Here is an 18419-nt window from a genome sequence, read left to right on the forward strand (position 1 = left end):
AATATAGGGATCGGCGTGACTGGAACAATGGGCAATGTTGATCCGGCGAATCCTAACGTTTCAGTTCCGGGACAGGTATACTTTGCCATAGACATAGATGGCGATGTGGAAGCATATTATGTGGAGCTCCCGCCTCAGCCGACAAGACTTGCATATAAGCTGGCGGTGGCGGAGGAGATATATGAGGAGCTTATTAAGAGGCTGGACTGATAGAACGATTATCAAAGGAAGAATACATGTTATATCTCATATCCGACATCCACGGAGATGTCATGTCATTCAGAAAAATGTTGAAAAAGATAAGCTTTGATCCAGCCGTGGACCACATGATAGTCATGGGAGACATATTTGACTGGAACGATGAGGGAATTTCTCTTCTTGAGTTTATGTCGGACTATCTTGTGGATGGTTCGATGCAGCTCATAAAGGGTAATCATGAACTGTTTGCCCAGATGTACATAGAGGGAAGCATGTCAGAGAGACAGTGGATCATATTCGGCGGTGGTGGAACAGTCAGAGATATCAAGAAGCTCAATGTGGATGATCAGATGAAACTGCATGGGTTTCTGGCACATCTGCCACATTATACTGAGATTAGGTCACCGCAGTATGGAGATTGTGTAGTCACACATTCGGGTATACATTGCGGTTCATACATCAGAAATGCTGATAGAACGATCAATATCACTGAATCTATAACGAATGCCGTGAGAAGAGATGAATACAGATTTCTCATCTCACCTGATATCCACAATGTTCCTTTTTCAGATAAAAAAGCATTTGACAGGTATGTGTTCTGCGGACATGTGACGACGAACAGACTCAATGAAGATCATTCCTACAACGTTTACGTGACACCTTACTATATGGATCTCGACTGCGGAAATGGGGAGAGATACAGGGGCGGAAAGCTGGCGTGCTACTGTGTGGATGAGAACAGTGCAATATATGTTTGATAAATTTTTTAAAATTAGGGGTTGATTTTTGAAAGAATATGGAGTATTTTATATTCAACAATTAGATGATACGAAATGGACAAAGGTGTTCTCAAAAAGGAGGACACCTTTCTCTTTTTTTGAGGATACGTTAAGGATTCATTTTTAATCAAGAAAAGGAGTAGTAATTATGATGAACAAAATTTCAGCCGTATTTGGCTCACACGTATTCTCAGATCAGGTCATGAGAGAGAGACTTCCAAAAGCAGTTTACAAGTCACTCAAGGCGACTATTGACAAGGGCGAGCCTCTCGATACATCAATCGCAGATTCAGTTGCAGCAGCCATGAAGGAATGGGCAATGGAGCTTGGTGCAACACATTATACACATTGGTTCCAGCCACTTACAGAGACAACAGCAGAGAAGCACGACTCATTCGTAAGCACAGTCGGTGATGGCGGTGTTATCCTCCAGTTCACAGGCAAGGAGCTCATCAAGTCGGAGCCGGATGCTTCATCATTCCCTTCAGGCGGTCTTCGTGAGACATGTGCTGCAAGAGGATATACAGCATGGGATTGTACATCACCAGCATTTGTAAAGACAACAGATGAGGGAACATGTATCCTCTGTATCCCGGCAGCATTCACATCATATACAGGAGAGTCACTTGACTATAAGACACCTCTTCTCCGTTCAATGGATGCCATCAGCAAGGAAGCCCTTAAGGCTCTTACAATGTTCGGCAACACAACAGCCAAGAAGGTTACTTCATCAGTTGGTCCTGAGCAGGAGTACTTCCTGATAGATAAGAAGAAATTTGCAAAGAGAACAGATCTTAAGCTCTGTGGACGTACACTTTTCGGAGCAATGCCTCCAAAGGGACAGGAGCTTGATGATCAGTATTTCGCAGCAATCAAGGATAAGATTGCATCATACATGACAGAGCTGAACGAGGAGCTGTGGAAGTACGGCATCCTTGCAAAGACACAGCACAATGAGGTTGCTCCTGCACAGCATGAGCTTGCTCCAATCTTCTCAACAACCAACATCGCTACAGATCAGAACCATCTGGTTATGGCAACTATGAAGAAGATAGCTGCAAAGCATGACCTTGAGTGTGTACTCCATGAGAAGCCATTTGCCGGTGTAAATGGTTCAGGTAAGCACAACAACTGGTCGATCTCAACAGACGAGGGCGAGAACCTCATCGATCCAGGCAAGCATCCTGAGACAAATCTTCAGTTCCAGTTTTTCCTGGCAGCAGTTCTGGCAGCAGTAGATAACAACGCTGAGCTTCTGAGACTTTCCGCTTCATCAGCAGGAAATGATCACAGACTTGGAGCTAACGAGGCACCTCCAGCAATCATCTCAGCATTCCTTGGAGAGCAGCTCCAGTCGATCGTTGAGCAGATCATCGAGAAGGGTGAGGCTACAGAGTCACCAAAGGGCAAGACATATGTATCAGGTGCATCAACACTTCCTACATTTACAATGGATGCCACAGATAGAAACAGAACATCACCATTTGCATTCACAGGTAACAAGTTCGAGTTCAGAATGGTTGGTTCAACACAGTCCATCGCATTCCCAATGATGGTACTTAACACAATAGTTGCAGATCAGATCAAGAAGATGACAGATGAACTTGAGGGTGCTGACGATTTCGAGACAGCCTGCAAGGCACTCATCAGAAGAGAACTCACAGCACATCAGAGAATCATCTTCAATGGCAATGGTTACTCAGATGAGTGGGTTGAGGAGGCAGCAAAGCGTGGTCTTCCAAATATCAAGTGCATGGTTGATGCTGTTCCTTATCTTGCAGCAGATAAGAGCGTTAAGATCTTCGAGAACCTTGGAGTTATGGATAAGGCAGAGCTTGAGGCGAGAGCTGATGTAATGCTTGAGAACTACGCAAAGAAGATCAACATCGAGGCACTCACCATGATAGAGATGTCTAATGAGGAGATCATTCCTGCAGTTATGGAATATCAGGCAGAGCTTGCAAAGGGTGCAGCTGAGATCAAGGCTCTCGGAATTGATCCTACAGTTCAGGTATCACTTCTGAACACTATCTCAGAGAAGCTCACAGAGCTCAAGAGCGCTACAGTAGCCCTTGAGGAGCTGGTTGCAAAGGCAGCAGATTACGAGGGAGATACAGAGGCCTGGGCTAAGTACTTCCACAACACAGTATTTGCAGCATTTGACACAGTGAGAAAACCAGCTGATGAGCTTGAGAAGGAACTTCCAAAGACAGCTTGGCCATTCCCAACATACGAGCAGCTGTTATTCGAGCAGTAAAACATAGATTGAGTTTACTAATCCTACTAAATTCTATATAAAATAGCTTAGAGGCATCCTGTCTGCGCATGTCGCAGGCGGGGTGCTTTTGCGCGTTAAAATCCCGTCAAGCGCGCACATGCGAGAGCTTGCCCCTTACTTCAAATTCTGCTATTATATACAGATGTGTTGTGATGTATTTTTGCACCGGCCACGGTATAAACAGGATCATGTGTGTGGAGGATGCTGAAAGAATAGGAGCATAATTTGAAGAATTTATATATAGCAGAGAAGCCCAGCGTGGCGAGGCAGTTTGCCGACGTGCTGGGGGTGAAGGGCAATGCGGGAAATGGTTACTTGGAGTCGGATACAGCGGTTGTCACATGGTGTGTCGGACATCTGGTCACCATGAGCTACCCGGAGGTCTACGATCCGAATCTTAAGAAGTGGAGCCTTTCAACTATTCCATTTATTCCAACTGAATACAAATATGAAGTTCTTCCTGACACAAAGAAACAGTTCAATATCGTTGCGGGATTGCTTACCCGCGATGACATAGGCTGTATCTATGTGGCAACGGATTCAGGACGAGAGGGAGAATACATATACAGGCTTGTGGATTCCATGGCTCACGTAACCGGCAAGGAGAAACGCCGTGTGTGGATCGATTCACAGACCGAGGAGGAGATCCTCAGGGGAATCCGTGAGGCGAAGCCACTCTCAGAGTACGACAGTCTCAGCGACGCAGCGTACCTTAGGGCCCAGGAGGACTACCTTATGGGTATCAACTTTTCAAGGGCGCTGTCGCTGAAGTTTTCAAATGTAGTCCAGAGGTATCTCGGCATGGACAGATGTGTCATAGCCGTGGGCCGTGTCATGACCTGTGTCCTCGGTATAATAGTGAAGAGAGAGCGTGAGATCAGGGAGTTTGTAAAGACTCCGTTCTACAGACTCGTTGCAAATGTGGGCGAGGAAGGACAGACATTTGATGCAGAATGGAAGGCAGTGAAGGGCACAAAGTATTTCGAGTCGCCTCTTCTGTATAAGGAGAATGGATTTAAAGAGAGACCCGCAGCGGAGCAGCTTCTGGCAGAGCTGAAGGCAGGGGAGCCCGAGGCTGTGGTCCAGGCTGTGGAGCGCAAGAAAGAGAAGAAACAGCCTCCGATGCTGTACAATCTGGCGGAGCTTCAGAATGACTGTTCATCACTTTTCAAGATCAGTCCGTCCGATACCCTCAAGATAGTTCAGGAGCTCTACGAGAAGAAGCTGGTAACCTATCCGAGAACAGATGCCAGAGTGCTGTCAACGGCCGTGGCAAAGGAGATAGGACGGAACATATCGGGACTTAAGAATTTCCAGCCTGTGGCAGAATTTGCACAGGGGGCCATGGAGAGCGGCACATATAAGGGAATCGCAAAGACGAAATATGTGAACGATAAGCAGATCACCGACCACTACGCCATCATACCTACCGGACAGGGCTTTGGAGCACTTAGAAGTCTGGCACCTACAGCTCTCAAGGTATATGAGATCATATGCAGGAGATTCCTCAGCATATTTTACCCTGCTGCAGAGTACCAGAAGATTGCAATGACACTCTCCAAGAATGGAGAGAAGCTATTTGCCAACTTCAAATATTTGATAAACGATGGTTACCTCAAGGTGGCTGCCAACAGCTTTTCCAAGAAGAAGGATGATGTGAAGTACAGCCCTGAATTCATAGCAAGGCTTGCGAAAATAAAGAAAGGTGACAAGCTGAGCGTCCAGGGAATCGACATAAAGGAGGGCGAGACATCCCCGCCTAAGAGATACAACTCAGGATCACTGATCCTGACCATGGAGAATGCAGGACAGTTCATAGAGGATGAGGCACTCAGAGAGCAGATCAAGGGTGCCGGAATCGGAACAAGTGCCACAAGAGACGGGATCATCACCAAGCTGGAGAAGAACAAATATATATCACTGAACAAGAAGACTCAGATAGTGACTCCAACATTTCTTGGAGAGATAATATACGACATAGTGTATTATTCCATCAATGGTCTGTTGAGAGCAGACCTGACAGCGAGTTGGGAGAAGGGTCTTGAAGGTGTCGCTGAAGGTCAGATATCCAAGCAGGAATACACGGACAAGATGACCACATTTGTCACCAAATACACAAACCTTGTGAAGCAGATACAGAACCAGAATGGAATAACCGGTGTATTCGACAAAACGAAGGTGTTCTACGCCAAGGGCGGAGGTGCCCAGAAGAAGGATGCCAAGGCTCCCGCCAGAACAAGCTCAAGGTCTGAGAAGAATGCAGATACTCAGTGATTGAACATATGTATACAAAGGTGTATAACATAGTATGTATTATATGTGTATGTGATAGAAAAGGAGACTATTATTATGGAAGATATACAGTCAGTTGTAACAATAAAGGAGCTCTACAGCCTGGATCAGACCATGGCAAAGCCACTTCTTGAGAAGCTTACCTATCCATGGGAGGCACTTCCACTCATCAAGGATTTCGTGCTTGAGCTTGGAAAGAGCCTGGATAAAGATGAATACAAAGAGGTGGACGAGAATGTGTGGATCCATAAGAGCTGTAAGGTGTATGGAACAGCGACCATCCTTGGACCGACCATCATAGGTGCAGGCACAGAGGTCCGCCCGGGGGCATTCATCAGAGGAAGCGTACTGGTTGGAGAGAACTGTGTTATAGGTAATTCCACAGAGCTTAAGAATGTCATCATATTCAACAATGTTCAGGTCCCTCATTACAACTATGTTGGAGATTCAGTTCTCGGTTTCAAGTCACATATGGGGGCTGGAAGCATCACATCCAATGTGAAGTCGGACAAGACTCTGGTTCACGTTAAGGGAAAGGTGAATGGACAGAACTTTGACATAGCAACAGGACTTAAGAAGTTTGGCGCAATGCTCGGAGATAATGTTGAGGTTGGCTGCAATAGCGTCCTCAATCCTGGAACAGTTATAGGAAGATTCAGCAACATCTATCCTGTATCAAGAGTCAGGGGATATGTGCCTGGAGGCAGCATTTTCAAGGATAAGGACAACATAGTTGCAAAGCAGTAACGAACGGATAAAACGGTGAGATAAATAAAGGACATATGACAGTATATAATGCAAAATATATACGGTCATATGTCCTTTTGTTTTGGCGGAAAGCACCGTGACAGCTAGTTGATCACGGCATCCTTCAGGGCGTTTCGTATGGAATCTATGATAAGTCTGGTAGTGTATGTGCTGTCTCCGGAAGGTGTTATATCGTCCACGGAAGATATGTAGTGAAGCTGAGTATTGATATCCTCAAGGGCCGTTTCAAGAAGTGGGTACATGGTGGTCACAGTCTCATCCACCTGTTTGAATGACACATCTGTGATGTAGTCCTCATCCACAGTGACCATGACGGACAGAGTGTTTTCTCCCAGAACAAGGGAAGATGAGTATGTCCCCGGTGTGTAATGTATCTCGTCGAGCTTAGGAGACGGATCAGTCTGGGCTGAGGTTGCGATGCTCCTGGCTGAACCACTGGTGTCATCCGAATCTTTGCCGCGGAACATGGTGATAAGTATAATGACAAATACGATCACAAGTGCCAGCAGTATGGCGGTGTATATGAGTTCTTTTGATTTTAATACGATAAGTTTAGTTGATGACATTATTTGCTCTCCCTGTTTTTTATATATTTTATTCACAAGAGAGCGATTTTATGAGAAAATTATTAGCAGATGAAAAAACAGCATAGATAACAGTATATTGAGGTGTAAGGAGAATACAGATGGCAATACAGTTTGTACTGGGACCCGCCGGTTCAGGAAAAACAGAATATGTGATAAAGAAGCTGATAGAGGAGTCGATGGCTCACGGAGACCTGAATTATTTGTACGTGGTTCCAGAGCAGTTCTCCATGGAGGCGCAGAGGGATATAGTGACCATGCATCCGAGACATGGAACAATGAACATAGATGCCATAGGCTTCAACAGACTTGCGTACCGAGTATTCGATGAGCTGTCGGTTAATCCGGGAAGGGTTCTGGAGGACTTTGGCAAGAGCATGCTTATCAAGAAGATCCTTATGGAGTCACAGGACGAGCTCCTTGTGTATGGAAGCTATATCAACAAGATGGGCTTTATAGATGAGATGAAATCCATGATGTCTGAGCTGTTCCAGTATGCGGTTGACAGGGATTCGATAGATGCAGTCATGGACAAGCTGGATAAGGACAGTCTGGTATACAGAAAAATGCATGACATCAGGCTTATATACGAGAGATTTGAGGAGTACAACAGGGATGGCAGCTATATAGTTGCGGAGCAGCTCATAGAGCTGCTGGCTGAGTGCGTGGACAGGTCGGATATGCTGGCACACAGCCATCTGTATCTTGACGGATTCACAGGATTTACACCAGTACAGATGGATCTTATCAGGAAGCTCATGACACGCGTTGAGAGCATGATATTTGTATTTACGATAGATGCGTCGCAGATAGGCTTCACAAAGCCGAAGGAGTACGAGCTGTTCAGACTCACCAAGGAGACTGTGCAGGCGCTTGTGAGAATGGCGGGTGATGAGCAGGTGGACATACTGGATAATGTCGTTATGTGTCAGGATCGCAGACCGTACAGATTCGAGAAAAGCAAGGAGCTTGCCGGACTTGAGGCCAATCTGTTCAGATATCCCCATGGCAGAGTCACAGGCGATGACGGAGACATACATGTGGTCGCTGTGGACAGGGCGGCAGACGAGGCTGAGTATATAGCGGGAAGAATACGAGAGCTTGTCAGGGACAAGGGATACCGTTATAAGGATATAGCCGTGGTTGCGGGTGATCTGCAGGATGTGGCAAGGTATTACCGTCAGGCGATGGAGGAATACGATATCCCTGTGTTCATAGATGCAAATATATCTCTTAAGGGAGATCCGTGCTCAGACACCATAAGGGCTTTCCTAGGTGTGATGACGGACAACTTCTCATTTGACAGCGTGTTCAGACTGTTAAAGTCAGGAATGACCGGTGTGGATCAGGACGACATTGAGAGGATGGAGAACTATGTGCTTCTCAGGAATCTCAGGGGTTACAGGAGCTGGACGAAGGAGATAACCGATGACAGGAATCCTGACTATGCGGCAGACATGGAGTCTATAAGAGCCCAGATCATGGAGCTTTTCCCGGACAAATGTATCGATGTGTGGAAGCCGGCAAGCCCTGGCTCCAAGAACACAGTGAGAACATATACGGAATCTCTTTACAGCTTCCTTGCGCAGCTTGATGTGTGCGGTAAGCTTGAGGCTCATAAGAAAGTGCTGTATGAGCAGGAGAGATGGGATGAGGGAGATGCATACGGAAGGATATTTGACAAGGTTGTTGCCCTGTTTGAGAAGATGGAGGCTATAATCGGCGATGAGAAGCTTACCGTAAAAGAATATGCGGGAATCCTGGATGCAGGCATAGCGGATATGGAGATCGGTATAGTGCCTCCGACTATAGACCGCGTGGTGGTCGGCGATATGACGAGATCAAGGCTCAACCATATAAAGGTGCTGTTCATGGCGGGAGTGAACGAAGGCATAATTCCGAAACCGGCCAAGAAGGGCAGGATACTCTCCGGTGCAGACCGCCAGAGCCTTGAGGACTACGGTATAGAGCTGGCCCCATCAGATAAGACAAATGCGTATATAGAACAGTTCTATATATACACCACGCTCACCAAGGCGTCGGATATGATCTATGTGCTGTGCCGAAAGATCGGAGAGGATCTCAAGTCCATGAAGCCGTCATACCTGATAGACAGGATAAAGAATATATTCCCGGATATACGGACGGAGGAGTATGATGTGGACGGTCAGATGCCGGAGACTGCGGCGGGAGCGCTCAGATACATCATCAGACATTCTGATGACGCTGAAGCCGGGGAGACGCTGGACGCTGTCAGAAAACTGCTTTCGAAGATGGGATATGGCAGACAGCTCAGATCGATCAACTTCGGGCAGAATTATGTTAACTCGTCAAAAAATCTGTCTCCAGATACTGTACGCCTTATATATGGAGAGAATCTGGTGGAGAGTGTGTCCAAGCTTGAGCGGTATGCTGAGTGCCAGTTCAAGTATTTCCTGACATACGGACTTTCGCTCAGAGAGAGGGAGACATACAGGATAGGCGCTGCAAATGTTGGTAATATACTTCACAGCACCATGGAGAAGATATTCTCATTTGTCAGGATGTTCAGGGACAACGACTGGGTACATCTGGACGAGGCGGAGCTGGAACAGAAGGCGGTGGAATTTGCAAATGAATCTGCGGAGGATGAAGCCGGGCCGTACTTTGAGGATTCTTCAAGAGCGGCATACATGAAAAAGCTTCTGGCGGATGTTGCGTCGAGGACAGCCAGGACGCTCCGCACATTTATCAGATGTGGGGAGATGGACCCGGAGAATTTTGAGCGGCGGTTCAACACATCGGAAAATGCAGACAACATAGACAGATATATATTTAATCTTCCAAATGGACTCACGATGAGCCTCAAGGGAGTTATAGACAGAATAGATGAATTTACGGATGACAGGGATGCTTATTTCAAGATCATAGATTACAAGTCATCTGATAAGAAGCTGGATATAGACAAGGTGCTCGGAGGACTCCAGATGCAGCTCGTGACATACGGCGCCATAGCCTGCGAGCTTGAAAAGCGCAGGATGGCACAGCTTGGAAGACCTGGTGGTATACATGTGGGCGGACTTCTGTATTATACCTTTGACAATCCGGCATGTGACGTGACGGCAATGGGAGATAAGATCAGATACACCGATGACGGCATGGGATTTGCGGCCGATGACGAGGTGTTCGGGGGAGTGCTTGTGGACACCTTCGAGAAGAAGATACTTGAGGAGTCCAGATATTCAGGCCTGTACAATGGAGATAACAGGGCGCTGAAGGTCATGGACAACAGCTCAGCGACACTCAAGAACGGACAGAGCCTTGAGGAGACTCTTATAACAGATCTCATGGAGGCGAACCGCAGGAACATAGAGAGGCTTGCCGGCAGTATAGCTGAGGGAAGCATCGAGATAAATCCGGTCAATGAGGGCAAGGCAAATGCGTGCAAATACTGTGATTTTAAGGGCATATGTGCATTTGACAGCAAGTATTCAGGCAATTCATACTCCAGGATCTATAGGGGCGAGGCGGAAAATTACAACCGCAAAGCTGAGGATATAAAGAATATCAGGACTGACTACAGGAAGGTCAGGGGGGATATGGAGAAGGCTGTTAAGGCATGTGACAGCGCCAAGAAAAAGTACGATGATGCACAGAAGAAGGTCGATGACCGCGGCGATAAGGCAACACAGAAGATGAGGGAGACTCTCGAGAGCACCAGAAAGAAGCTGGCGGAGGAGAGGGCGCATCTTGAGGAGCTGCGAGAACAGGCTGAACAGATAGCGAAGAGAGCTGCAAAGTTTGATATAGAGATAAGTGAGGAATGATGGCATGGGAAAAGATATGAAGACTGACAATGGAATAAAGTGGACAGACCAGCAGGCACATGTCATCGACACAAGACAGGGCAATCTTCTTGTGTCTGCAGCGGCGGGCTCAGGTAAGACTGCGGTTCTCGTGGAGCGCATCATAGAGATGGTGGCCGGAAGGAATTCGCAAGGTGACAGAATAGAGGGTAGCGAGCCTGTGTCTGTGGATGAGCTCCTTGTGGTTACATTTACAAATGCGGCAGCGGCTCAGATGAAGGAGAAGATAGGACAGGCACTGCAGAAAAAGATAGATGAGATGATGGCGCAGGGAGACTATGACGAGCACCTTATAAAGCAGATGACGTTGATCAACCACGCTGACATCTGCACCATAGACAGCTTTTGCCTTAGGATAGTGAAGGAATACTTTGCGAGGGTGGAGCTCGACTGTGCATTTGGCATAGCGGACGACACGGAGATGAAGATCATAAAGCACGACGTGATGGATCAGGTCATGGAGATGTGCTATGAGGATGAATCGGTCGTGCCCGGTTTCGACAGGCTGATAAGGACATTTGCGAGAAATGAGAGCGACAGTGCCGTGCCGGATATAGTTGAGAGGATAATAAAGGTTATATCCAGCTATCCGGAGCCGAAGAAATGGCTTGCGCAGGCGGCGGATGCCATGAAATTTGCCGTGGACACATCATCCACTGAGGGGGAGAAAAGAAGAGCTGTCATGGAACTTCCGATGGTCAGAACATTTGCGGACAGGGTGTACATGATGCTCAGAACTGCGGATGATATGGTCAGGGAGTGCAAGAAATATGCAACTGAGGCATATGGCCTTGAGGCGTACGGCCTCCGTGTGGACAAGGATGCTGAGCTGATAACACACATGCTCAGAAGCTGTGGCGGGGAAGACGACCTGCACGTTGATCTGTTTGAACTCAGGGATATATACAGAACGTCGTTAAGACCGGAGGGACTCAAGATGGAGAAGGATGCCCAGGGCCGGAGTATATGCTATGCATTTGACAGATTTGTGAACCCGGGCGGTGGAGCTGACCCGGAGAAGAAGGAATTTGTCAAATCAAGGCGGGATGTGTATAAGTCGATCATAGACGACATAGTTTCGGTCGTCCTGGATGTGGATGACATTCTGAGGCAGGCAGCCATGACTGAGCCAGTGATATCATCACTTTTGAAGCTCACTGGGCTTTACATGGATGAACTCATGAAGGTCAAGATGGACAAGAATATGTTCGAGTTCCACGACATAGAGGAGTTTGCGTTCAGGATATTGTGCGATGGAATAGAGGATGGCAGGGCCGTTCCTTCAGAGATTGGAAAGGAAGTCTCAAGGCGGTACAGGGAGATACTTATAGATGAGTATCAGGACAGTAACTTTCTGCAGGAATACATTCTGGCAAGTGTGTCGGGACACGGTGAGGATATCCACAACACATTCATGGTCGGCGATGTTAAGCAGAGCATATACAGATTCAGAATGGCGAGACCGGATCTGTTCATAGAGAAGTATGACAGCTACCGCAGGCTGGGTGATGCTGACATAGCTGACCCGGACATAGATGGCAACAGCATACTGCTGACCAGAAACTTCCGAAGTGAGATAAATGTGTTAAAGACGGTGAACTCAATATTTGCCCAGCTCATGAGGCGAGAGATAGGAGACATAGAGTACGATGAGGGCGCAAAGCTCAATTCCAGATTTGCCATAAGTGACGGAGAAGGGATGACGGAGCCGGATGACGTGGATCATGGCCCTGTATCAGAGTTCATACTCATAGACAACAATATGAGAGAAGCGGATGTATCTGAGGAGTATGGCAATCCTGAGGTTGAGGCGAATTATATCGCCGGTAAGATACGTGATATTGTTGACGGAAGTGAACCTCTGTATGTTGGAAGTGGTGCTGACAGGAGACCTGTCAGATATAAGGATATCGTCATACTGCTTAGAAGTGTGTCCACAGCATCCACCATATTTGACAGGGTATTTCAGGAGAAGGGCATACCTCTGTATATTGAGAGTGAGAGTGGCTACTTTGATGCTGCTGAGATACGGACACTGGTCAGCATGCTCTCCATAGTTGATAACAGCTACGTGGATTACGACCTGGCTGCTGTCTTAAGGTCGCCACTGGTGGGCCTTGATGAGGAGGAGCTTGCGGTTATAGTGGGTGAATACCGCAGCAGATACGAGAAGAACGGCACGGACTGGAACGCCAGACTTTATGACAAGGTCATAGATTATATGGACACCCATGTGGGCGAGAAAAAACACGCTGTGGACAGACTGTGGGAATTCCTCCGCATGCTTGACTATCTCAAGAAGAATAAAAATTATATGTCCATAAGCGACATAATAAGATACGTGCTGGACACCACCGGATTTTACTGGTTTGTCGGTGCCAGACCGATGGGAAGAAGACGCCAGGCGAATATCGACATGCTCATCAAGAAGGCGGATGATTTCGAGGAGAACAGCAAGGGCGTGTTCAACTTCATCCGATATGTTGATGAGCTCAAGACAAATGATCTGGATTTTGCAGAGGCTGATGTGGTCAGTGAGAATGAGGACGTCGTCCGAGTCATGACCATGCACAAGAGCAAGGGACTGGAGTTCCCTGTTGTATTTGTGTCTGGGCTCGGCAAGGAGTTTAATCTGATGGACACCAGATCAAATGTGCTTGTCCACCAGGATCATTATCTGGCGTGCGACCAGGTCGACCTCAGAACAAGAGCCAGAAGAATGACATTTTTCAAGCGGATAATGAGTAAGAATATCGTTGCGGAGACCTATGCCGAGGAGATGAGAGTCCTGTATGTGGCGTTAACCAGGGCAAAGGAAAAGTTGTACATGACCGGGTGCGTGAAGGATGCAGATAAATTCAAGGCAGCCTGTGATATGTATATAATCGGAGACAGGATGAATTATGCATCTATCATGAAAGCAAATGGCTATGCCGCCTGGATATATACCGCGCTCAGATATGTGGGAGAGTGCGATCATGTGAAGAGCATCGAGGTGGAGGCCGACAGCTTTATGTCTCCTGAGACTGATCAGGATGAAGCAGAAAATATGACAGTGGAAGCCTCTGAAGCGAAGCTCGACAAAGAACTGTATGACCATGTGAAGAACGGACTGGAATTCAGGTATGGCTACAGACATTCGGGGCTTAAGAGTAAGATGTCCATAACCGAGATAAAAAGACTTCAGGCGCACGGTGAGGATGCCATTACACCGGATATCCTAACCAGCAGGGAGTACAGTGCCAGAAGTGAGGTCCCAATCCCAGCATTCATGAGTGAGGAGAGGATAGTCCATGGAAATGAGATAGGAAACATTTATCACAAGATCATGGAGCTTGCAGACTTCTCAGGGAAAACTGTTGCGGATGCGGAGAAGGATGTCGACAGAGTGTTTGAGCTTGGGTTATTTGATGAGGTGTACAGAGAGCGGATAAGACCAAAGAAGATATATAAGATGATACACAGTGAGATAGGACAGCGCATGGCGGCTGCGGGCAAGTCGGACAGACTGTACCGTGAGAGACAGTTCTACATGATGATGGAGCCCGGAGAAATAATGAGCTCACTTAAGGACTGCGGAGACGAGACGATAGTTGTACAGGGAATCATAGATGCCTACTTCGAGGAGGATGGCGGCATAGTTCTTCTGGATTACAAGACAGACAGCGTGAAGGATGCGTCGGAGCTGGTTAAGAGATACCATGTCCAGCTCGACAAATACGCCGATGTGCTTGAACAGCTCACCGGCATGAAGGTTAAGGAGAAGGTCATATATTCATTCTGTCTTGATACAACGGTAAACTTGTAAACCGTACGCTGAATTGATATAATAAGACCGGGTATGCAAAAACGATATAGTGATGAAAGGACATGCGCATGATAATAGCGGAGAATCTTAAGAAGGTGTATGGCGGAGACTTTGTATCAGTTGATGATCTCAGTTTCCATATACACAAGGGTGAGATAGTAGGATTTGTTGGACAGAATGGTGCGGGTAAGACAACTACCATCAAGATGCTGACAGGTATACTTATGCCGACGGAGGGCAGAGTAAAGATAAATGGTTTCGATATGAGAGAAAAGCCGATGGAGGCCAAGCAGTCCATGGGTTATATAGCCGACAATCCTGATATATTTCTCAGACTTACGGGACTTGAGTATGTCAATTTCATCGCTGATATATATGGAGTATCGACCACCGAGAGAAAGCAGAGGATAGAGCAGATGGCTGAACGCTTTGGTATGGAGGACAGCCTGAACAGACAGATGGTCAGCTATTCCCACGGTATGCGCCAGAAGATGATGGTCATAGCTGCGCTTGTGCACAATCCACCTGTATGGATACTCGACGAGCCTATGACGGGACTTGATCCGAATGCGGCATATGAGCTCAAGAAGATGATGCGTGAACATGCCGACGCAGGAAACTGTGTATTCTTTTCAACACATGTTCTCGAGGTTGCAGAGAAGCTCTGCGACAGGATAATCATGATAAGAAAGGGAAAGGATATATACCAGGGAACTCTGGATGAGCTTGAGACACAGCACAGGAACAAATCTCTTGAAGAGATATTTGTGGAGATGACGCATGAAGAATTTTAGGATATTGCTCAGTATGATAAGCAGGAATAATGATATGGAGATGCCGGAGCACGGGGACAAGGCAAAGGCATATAAGGTCATGGGAATCATCGCCATGTGCTGTATCATGATCCCGTGCTGTATCGTTGTGGGATTTATAGTTTACATAATGACTGCCGCACTCATGGAGGCGGGAGGCTGTACAGAGGGACTCAACCTCGTTATCCAGCTCATGTCGGTGTTCGGTGTTATATTCAGTATAATGGTCATATTCAATCTGCTTTATTTTTCATCTGATCTTGATCATTTACTGCCGCTGCCTGTGAAACCGGCAGAGCTTGTGGCCGCCAAGTTTACACACGCATATTTTGCCGAGAGCGTCATGGAGTTTATGGTTCTCTTCTGTGGATTTATCGGTTACTTTGTAGCCGCAGAGATAAAGCCGGTATCCGTGATAACCTCATTACTTGGCGTATTTTTACTTCCGGTTCTGCCGCTGGTGTACTGTGGTATATTTGCACTGATAGTCATGGCGTTTTTCAGCAGACTCAAACTGCTCAGAAATGTGGACTTCATGGTGGGACTTGCGGTTGTAGTGTTTGCAGGCCTTTTCATATGGTCATTTGCACAGATGGACTCTGTGAATATAAATAATTACATAGACAGCCTTAAAAATGGTGACAATATATTCATAAAGGTAATGAACAATATATTTTTCACGGTTCCGCTGTTCCTGAAGGCATTGGGCAGTAACAACATCGTGTATATGTTGCTCTTTGTGCTTGTGAACGCTGGCTGTGTGGCACTTCTGTTTTTCCTTGGAAATCTGCTGTACCTCAGGGGCGTATACCTTGTGTCATCCACCGGAAGGTCAGGACGCCGCCAGAAGGAAGTTGTCGGGCTGCAGGACTTTGCCATAAAGACACCGTTCAGATCATATATGGCAAAGGAGATAAAGACACTGGTGAGGACTCCGGCATACAGGAAGTATTGCGTTGTGGTCAACCTGATATGGCCGATACTCGTTGTGGCATTGTTCAATATACCTGCAACTGCGGATTCGATCAGGGCATTCAGAGACACATTTGGAAGAGGGCTTTTCCTGGCTGACATGGTCATGCTGGTTGCGGTCATCGCCCTGGCATTCTTTGCAACAGCGATGAACAGTATCGCATCCACGGCGTTCACCAGAGAGGGAAGCCATATATCATTTATAAAGCACATCCCGATGACATATGATCTCCAGATCCGCGCAAAGGTCTGGGTTAGCATGCTGTTCAGCGGAGTGACGATCGCGGTTACCACGGTTATCCTCTGTATATATATGGAGTGTAGTGTTATAGACAGTGTGTATTATGTTGTGCTGGGAATCCTCGGCTCGGGCATTTGCACATACACAGGTGTGCTTCTCGATTCAACACATCCGAAGCTTGACTGGGAGGATGAATACGGTGCGCTCAGAGGCAATCTGAATGCATTCTTTAATATGGCTATTGCAATTGTTATAGCAATTGTTTTGTGTGTGGCAGGATATCTTGTTTTCAAGTTTACAATGATCCCGTCATATGCAGTATATATTATTTTCTTTATAATAATGGGAGCTATACTCGTTATCCTGCGCAGTATTACTGTGCGCAGGAGTGCGTGGAATATAGACACTGATGTGTACAGTTATTAACAGGAGGCAATGAAAATGGCACAGAAAAATGCGTGGAACAAATACAAGAAGGATGAGATAAAGGAGCTGGAGAGCCTGTGTAAGGACTACAGGGAATTCCTTGACAATGGCAAGACAGAGAGAGAATGCGTTAAAGAGATCGTCAGACAGGCAGAGGATCACGGCTACAGAGATCTGAAGAAGATCATTAAGAACAAGGAGAGCCTTGCAGCTGGAGATAAAGTGTATGCCGTGTGGATGAACAAGACGGTCGCCATGTTCAATATAGGAAAGAAGAAGCTTGAGAAGGGCATGAACATACTCGGTGCACACATTGATTCCCCTCGAATGGATGTGAAGCAGAATCCGCTTTATGAGAAGGGCGGATTTGCATATCTCGACACTCACTATTACGGCGGAATCAAGAAGTATCAGTGGGTAACACTCCCACTTGCCATACACGGTGTTGTTGCAAAGACAAATGGTGACGTTATGACAGTGAACATAGGAGAGGACAAGAATGATCCGGTATTCTGTGTTACAGATCTTCTCATACATCTCTCTCAGGAGCAGCTCAAGAAGAGAGCGGATTCAGTGATAGAGGGAGAGCAGCTTGACATACTGTTTGCAAGCAGACCGCTTGAGGGCAAGGAGAAGGAGGCTGTAAAGGAAGCTGTACTTGCGCTACTTGAGAAGAAGTACGATATGAAGGAGGAGGATTTCCTCTCAGCAGAGCTCGAGATCGTTCCTGCAGGAAAGGCAAGGAACTGCGGTATAGACGAGAGTATGATCATGGCATATGGCCAGGACGACAGAGTGTGTGCATACACATCCCTTGTCGCCATGCTTGAGGCTGACGATCCGGAGAAGACGACCTGCTGTCTGCTCACTGACAAGGAGGAGATAGGAAGTGTTGGAGCAACAGGAATGCAGTCACACTTCTTCGAGAATACTGTAGCTGAGATCATGAACGCCATGGGTGGCTTCTCAGAGATCTCACTCAGAAGATGTCTTGCATCGTCAAGGATGCTGTCATCGGATGTATCTGCGGGCTTTGATCCTACATTTGAGTCAGCATTTGACAAGAAGAATGCGGCTATCTTCGGTGAGGGAATGGTATTTAACAAGTTCACAGGATCAAGAGGAAAGTCAGGATCAAATGACGCAAATGCAGAATACATGGCGGCTATAAGAAAGATCATGGATGATGCGGAGATCACATACCAGACAGCCGAGCTCGGCAAGGTAGATGTCGGTGGCGGCGGAACCATCGCATATATACTTTCACTGTATGGTATGGAGGTAATAGACTGTGGCGTGGCTGTACTCAACATGCATGCACCATGGGAAGTGACATCCAAGGCAGATATATATGAGACCAAGAAAGGATATGTTGCATTCCTCAAAGAGGCGTAGGAGCGGAGCATATCTTCGGAG

Annotated in this window: 10 protein-coding genes and 1 pseudogene; 10 read left to right on the forward strand and 1 reads right to left on the reverse strand. The window is 46.8% G+C overall.

The window, feature by feature from the left end; genetic code table 11:
* The 5 genes and pseudogenes from DXB91_RS13285 to DXB91_RS13305 all read left to right on the forward strand — a co-directional run.
* Positions 1-210 (forward strand): annotated as a pseudogene (locus DXB91_RS13285) (CinA family protein); the annotation flags it as partial.
* Positions 211-236: 26 nt separating this feature from the next.
* Positions 237-956, forward strand: a complete 720-nt coding sequence (locus DXB91_RS13290) for a metallophosphoesterase (RefSeq protein ID WP_118018416.1) — start codon at positions 237-239, stop codon at positions 954-956.
* A gap of 169 nt (positions 957-1125) precedes the next feature.
* Positions 1126-3234 (forward strand): glutamine synthetase III family protein, encoded by a 2109-nt coding sequence (locus DXB91_RS13295; protein ID WP_118018418.1) that lies wholly within the window; start codon positions 1126-1128, stop codon positions 3232-3234.
* Positions 3235-3480: 246 nt separating this feature from the next.
* Positions 3481-5529, forward strand: a complete 2049-nt coding sequence (locus tag DXB91_RS13300) for a DNA topoisomerase (protein ID WP_118018420.1) — start codon at positions 3481-3483, stop codon at positions 5527-5529.
* A gap of 75 nt (positions 5530-5604) precedes the next feature.
* The gene (locus DXB91_RS13305) at positions 5605-6294 is read left to right on the forward strand and encodes a UDP-N-acetylglucosamine pyrophosphorylase (RefSeq protein ID WP_118018422.1); all 690 of its coding nucleotides are present in this window, start codon (positions 5605-5607) and stop codon (positions 6292-6294) included.
* 104 nt (positions 6295-6398) lie between these two features.
* Here DXB91_RS13305 and DXB91_RS13310 read toward each other — a convergent pair whose 3' ends face one another.
* Positions 6399-6881, reverse strand: a complete 483-nt coding sequence (locus DXB91_RS13310; RefSeq protein ID WP_055146811.1) for a hypothetical protein — start codon at positions 6879-6881, stop codon at positions 6399-6401.
* A gap of 119 nt (positions 6882-7000) precedes the next feature.
* Here DXB91_RS13310 and DXB91_RS13315 point away from each other — a divergent pair, with 119 nt between their 5' ends.
* The 5 genes from DXB91_RS13315 to DXB91_RS13335 all read left to right on the forward strand — a co-directional run bounded on the left by DXB91_RS13315 (position 7001) and on the right by DXB91_RS13335 (position 18398).
* Positions 7001-10705, forward strand: coding sequence for a PD-(D/E)XK nuclease family protein (locus DXB91_RS13315; RefSeq protein ID WP_118018424.1), 3705 nt, complete (start codon positions 7001-7003; stop codon positions 10703-10705).
* A gap of 4 nt (positions 10706-10709) precedes the next feature.
* Positions 10710-14552: a helicase-exonuclease AddAB subunit AddA gene (gene addA / locus DXB91_RS13320; protein WP_118018427.1), complete on the forward strand. Its 3843-nt coding sequence runs from the start codon at positions 10710-10712 to the stop codon at positions 14550-14552.
* A gap of 68 nt (positions 14553-14620) precedes the next feature.
* Positions 14621-15346 (forward strand): ABC transporter ATP-binding protein, encoded by a 726-nt coding sequence (locus DXB91_RS13325; RefSeq protein WP_118018429.1) that lies wholly within the window; start codon positions 14621-14623, stop codon positions 15344-15346.
* Entirely contained in the window at positions 15333-17003 is a 1671-nt protein-coding gene (locus DXB91_RS13330; protein WP_118018431.1) for a hypothetical protein, read from the forward strand. The genes DXB91_RS13325 and DXB91_RS13330 overlap by 14 nt, the downstream gene beginning before the upstream one ends.
* 15 nt (positions 17004-17018) lie before the next feature.
* Complete coding sequence (locus DXB91_RS13335) at positions 17019-18398, forward strand: aminopeptidase (RefSeq protein ID WP_022216893.1); 1380 nt, start codon at positions 17019-17021, stop codon at positions 18396-18398.
* The last annotated feature ends 21 nt before the right edge of the window (positions 18399-18419 follow it).

The sequence above is a fragment of the Coprococcus sp. OM06-34AC genome, from assembly GCF_003462545.1.
Lineage (GTDB): Bacteria > Bacillota > Clostridia > Lachnospirales > Lachnospiraceae > Coprococcus > Coprococcus aceti.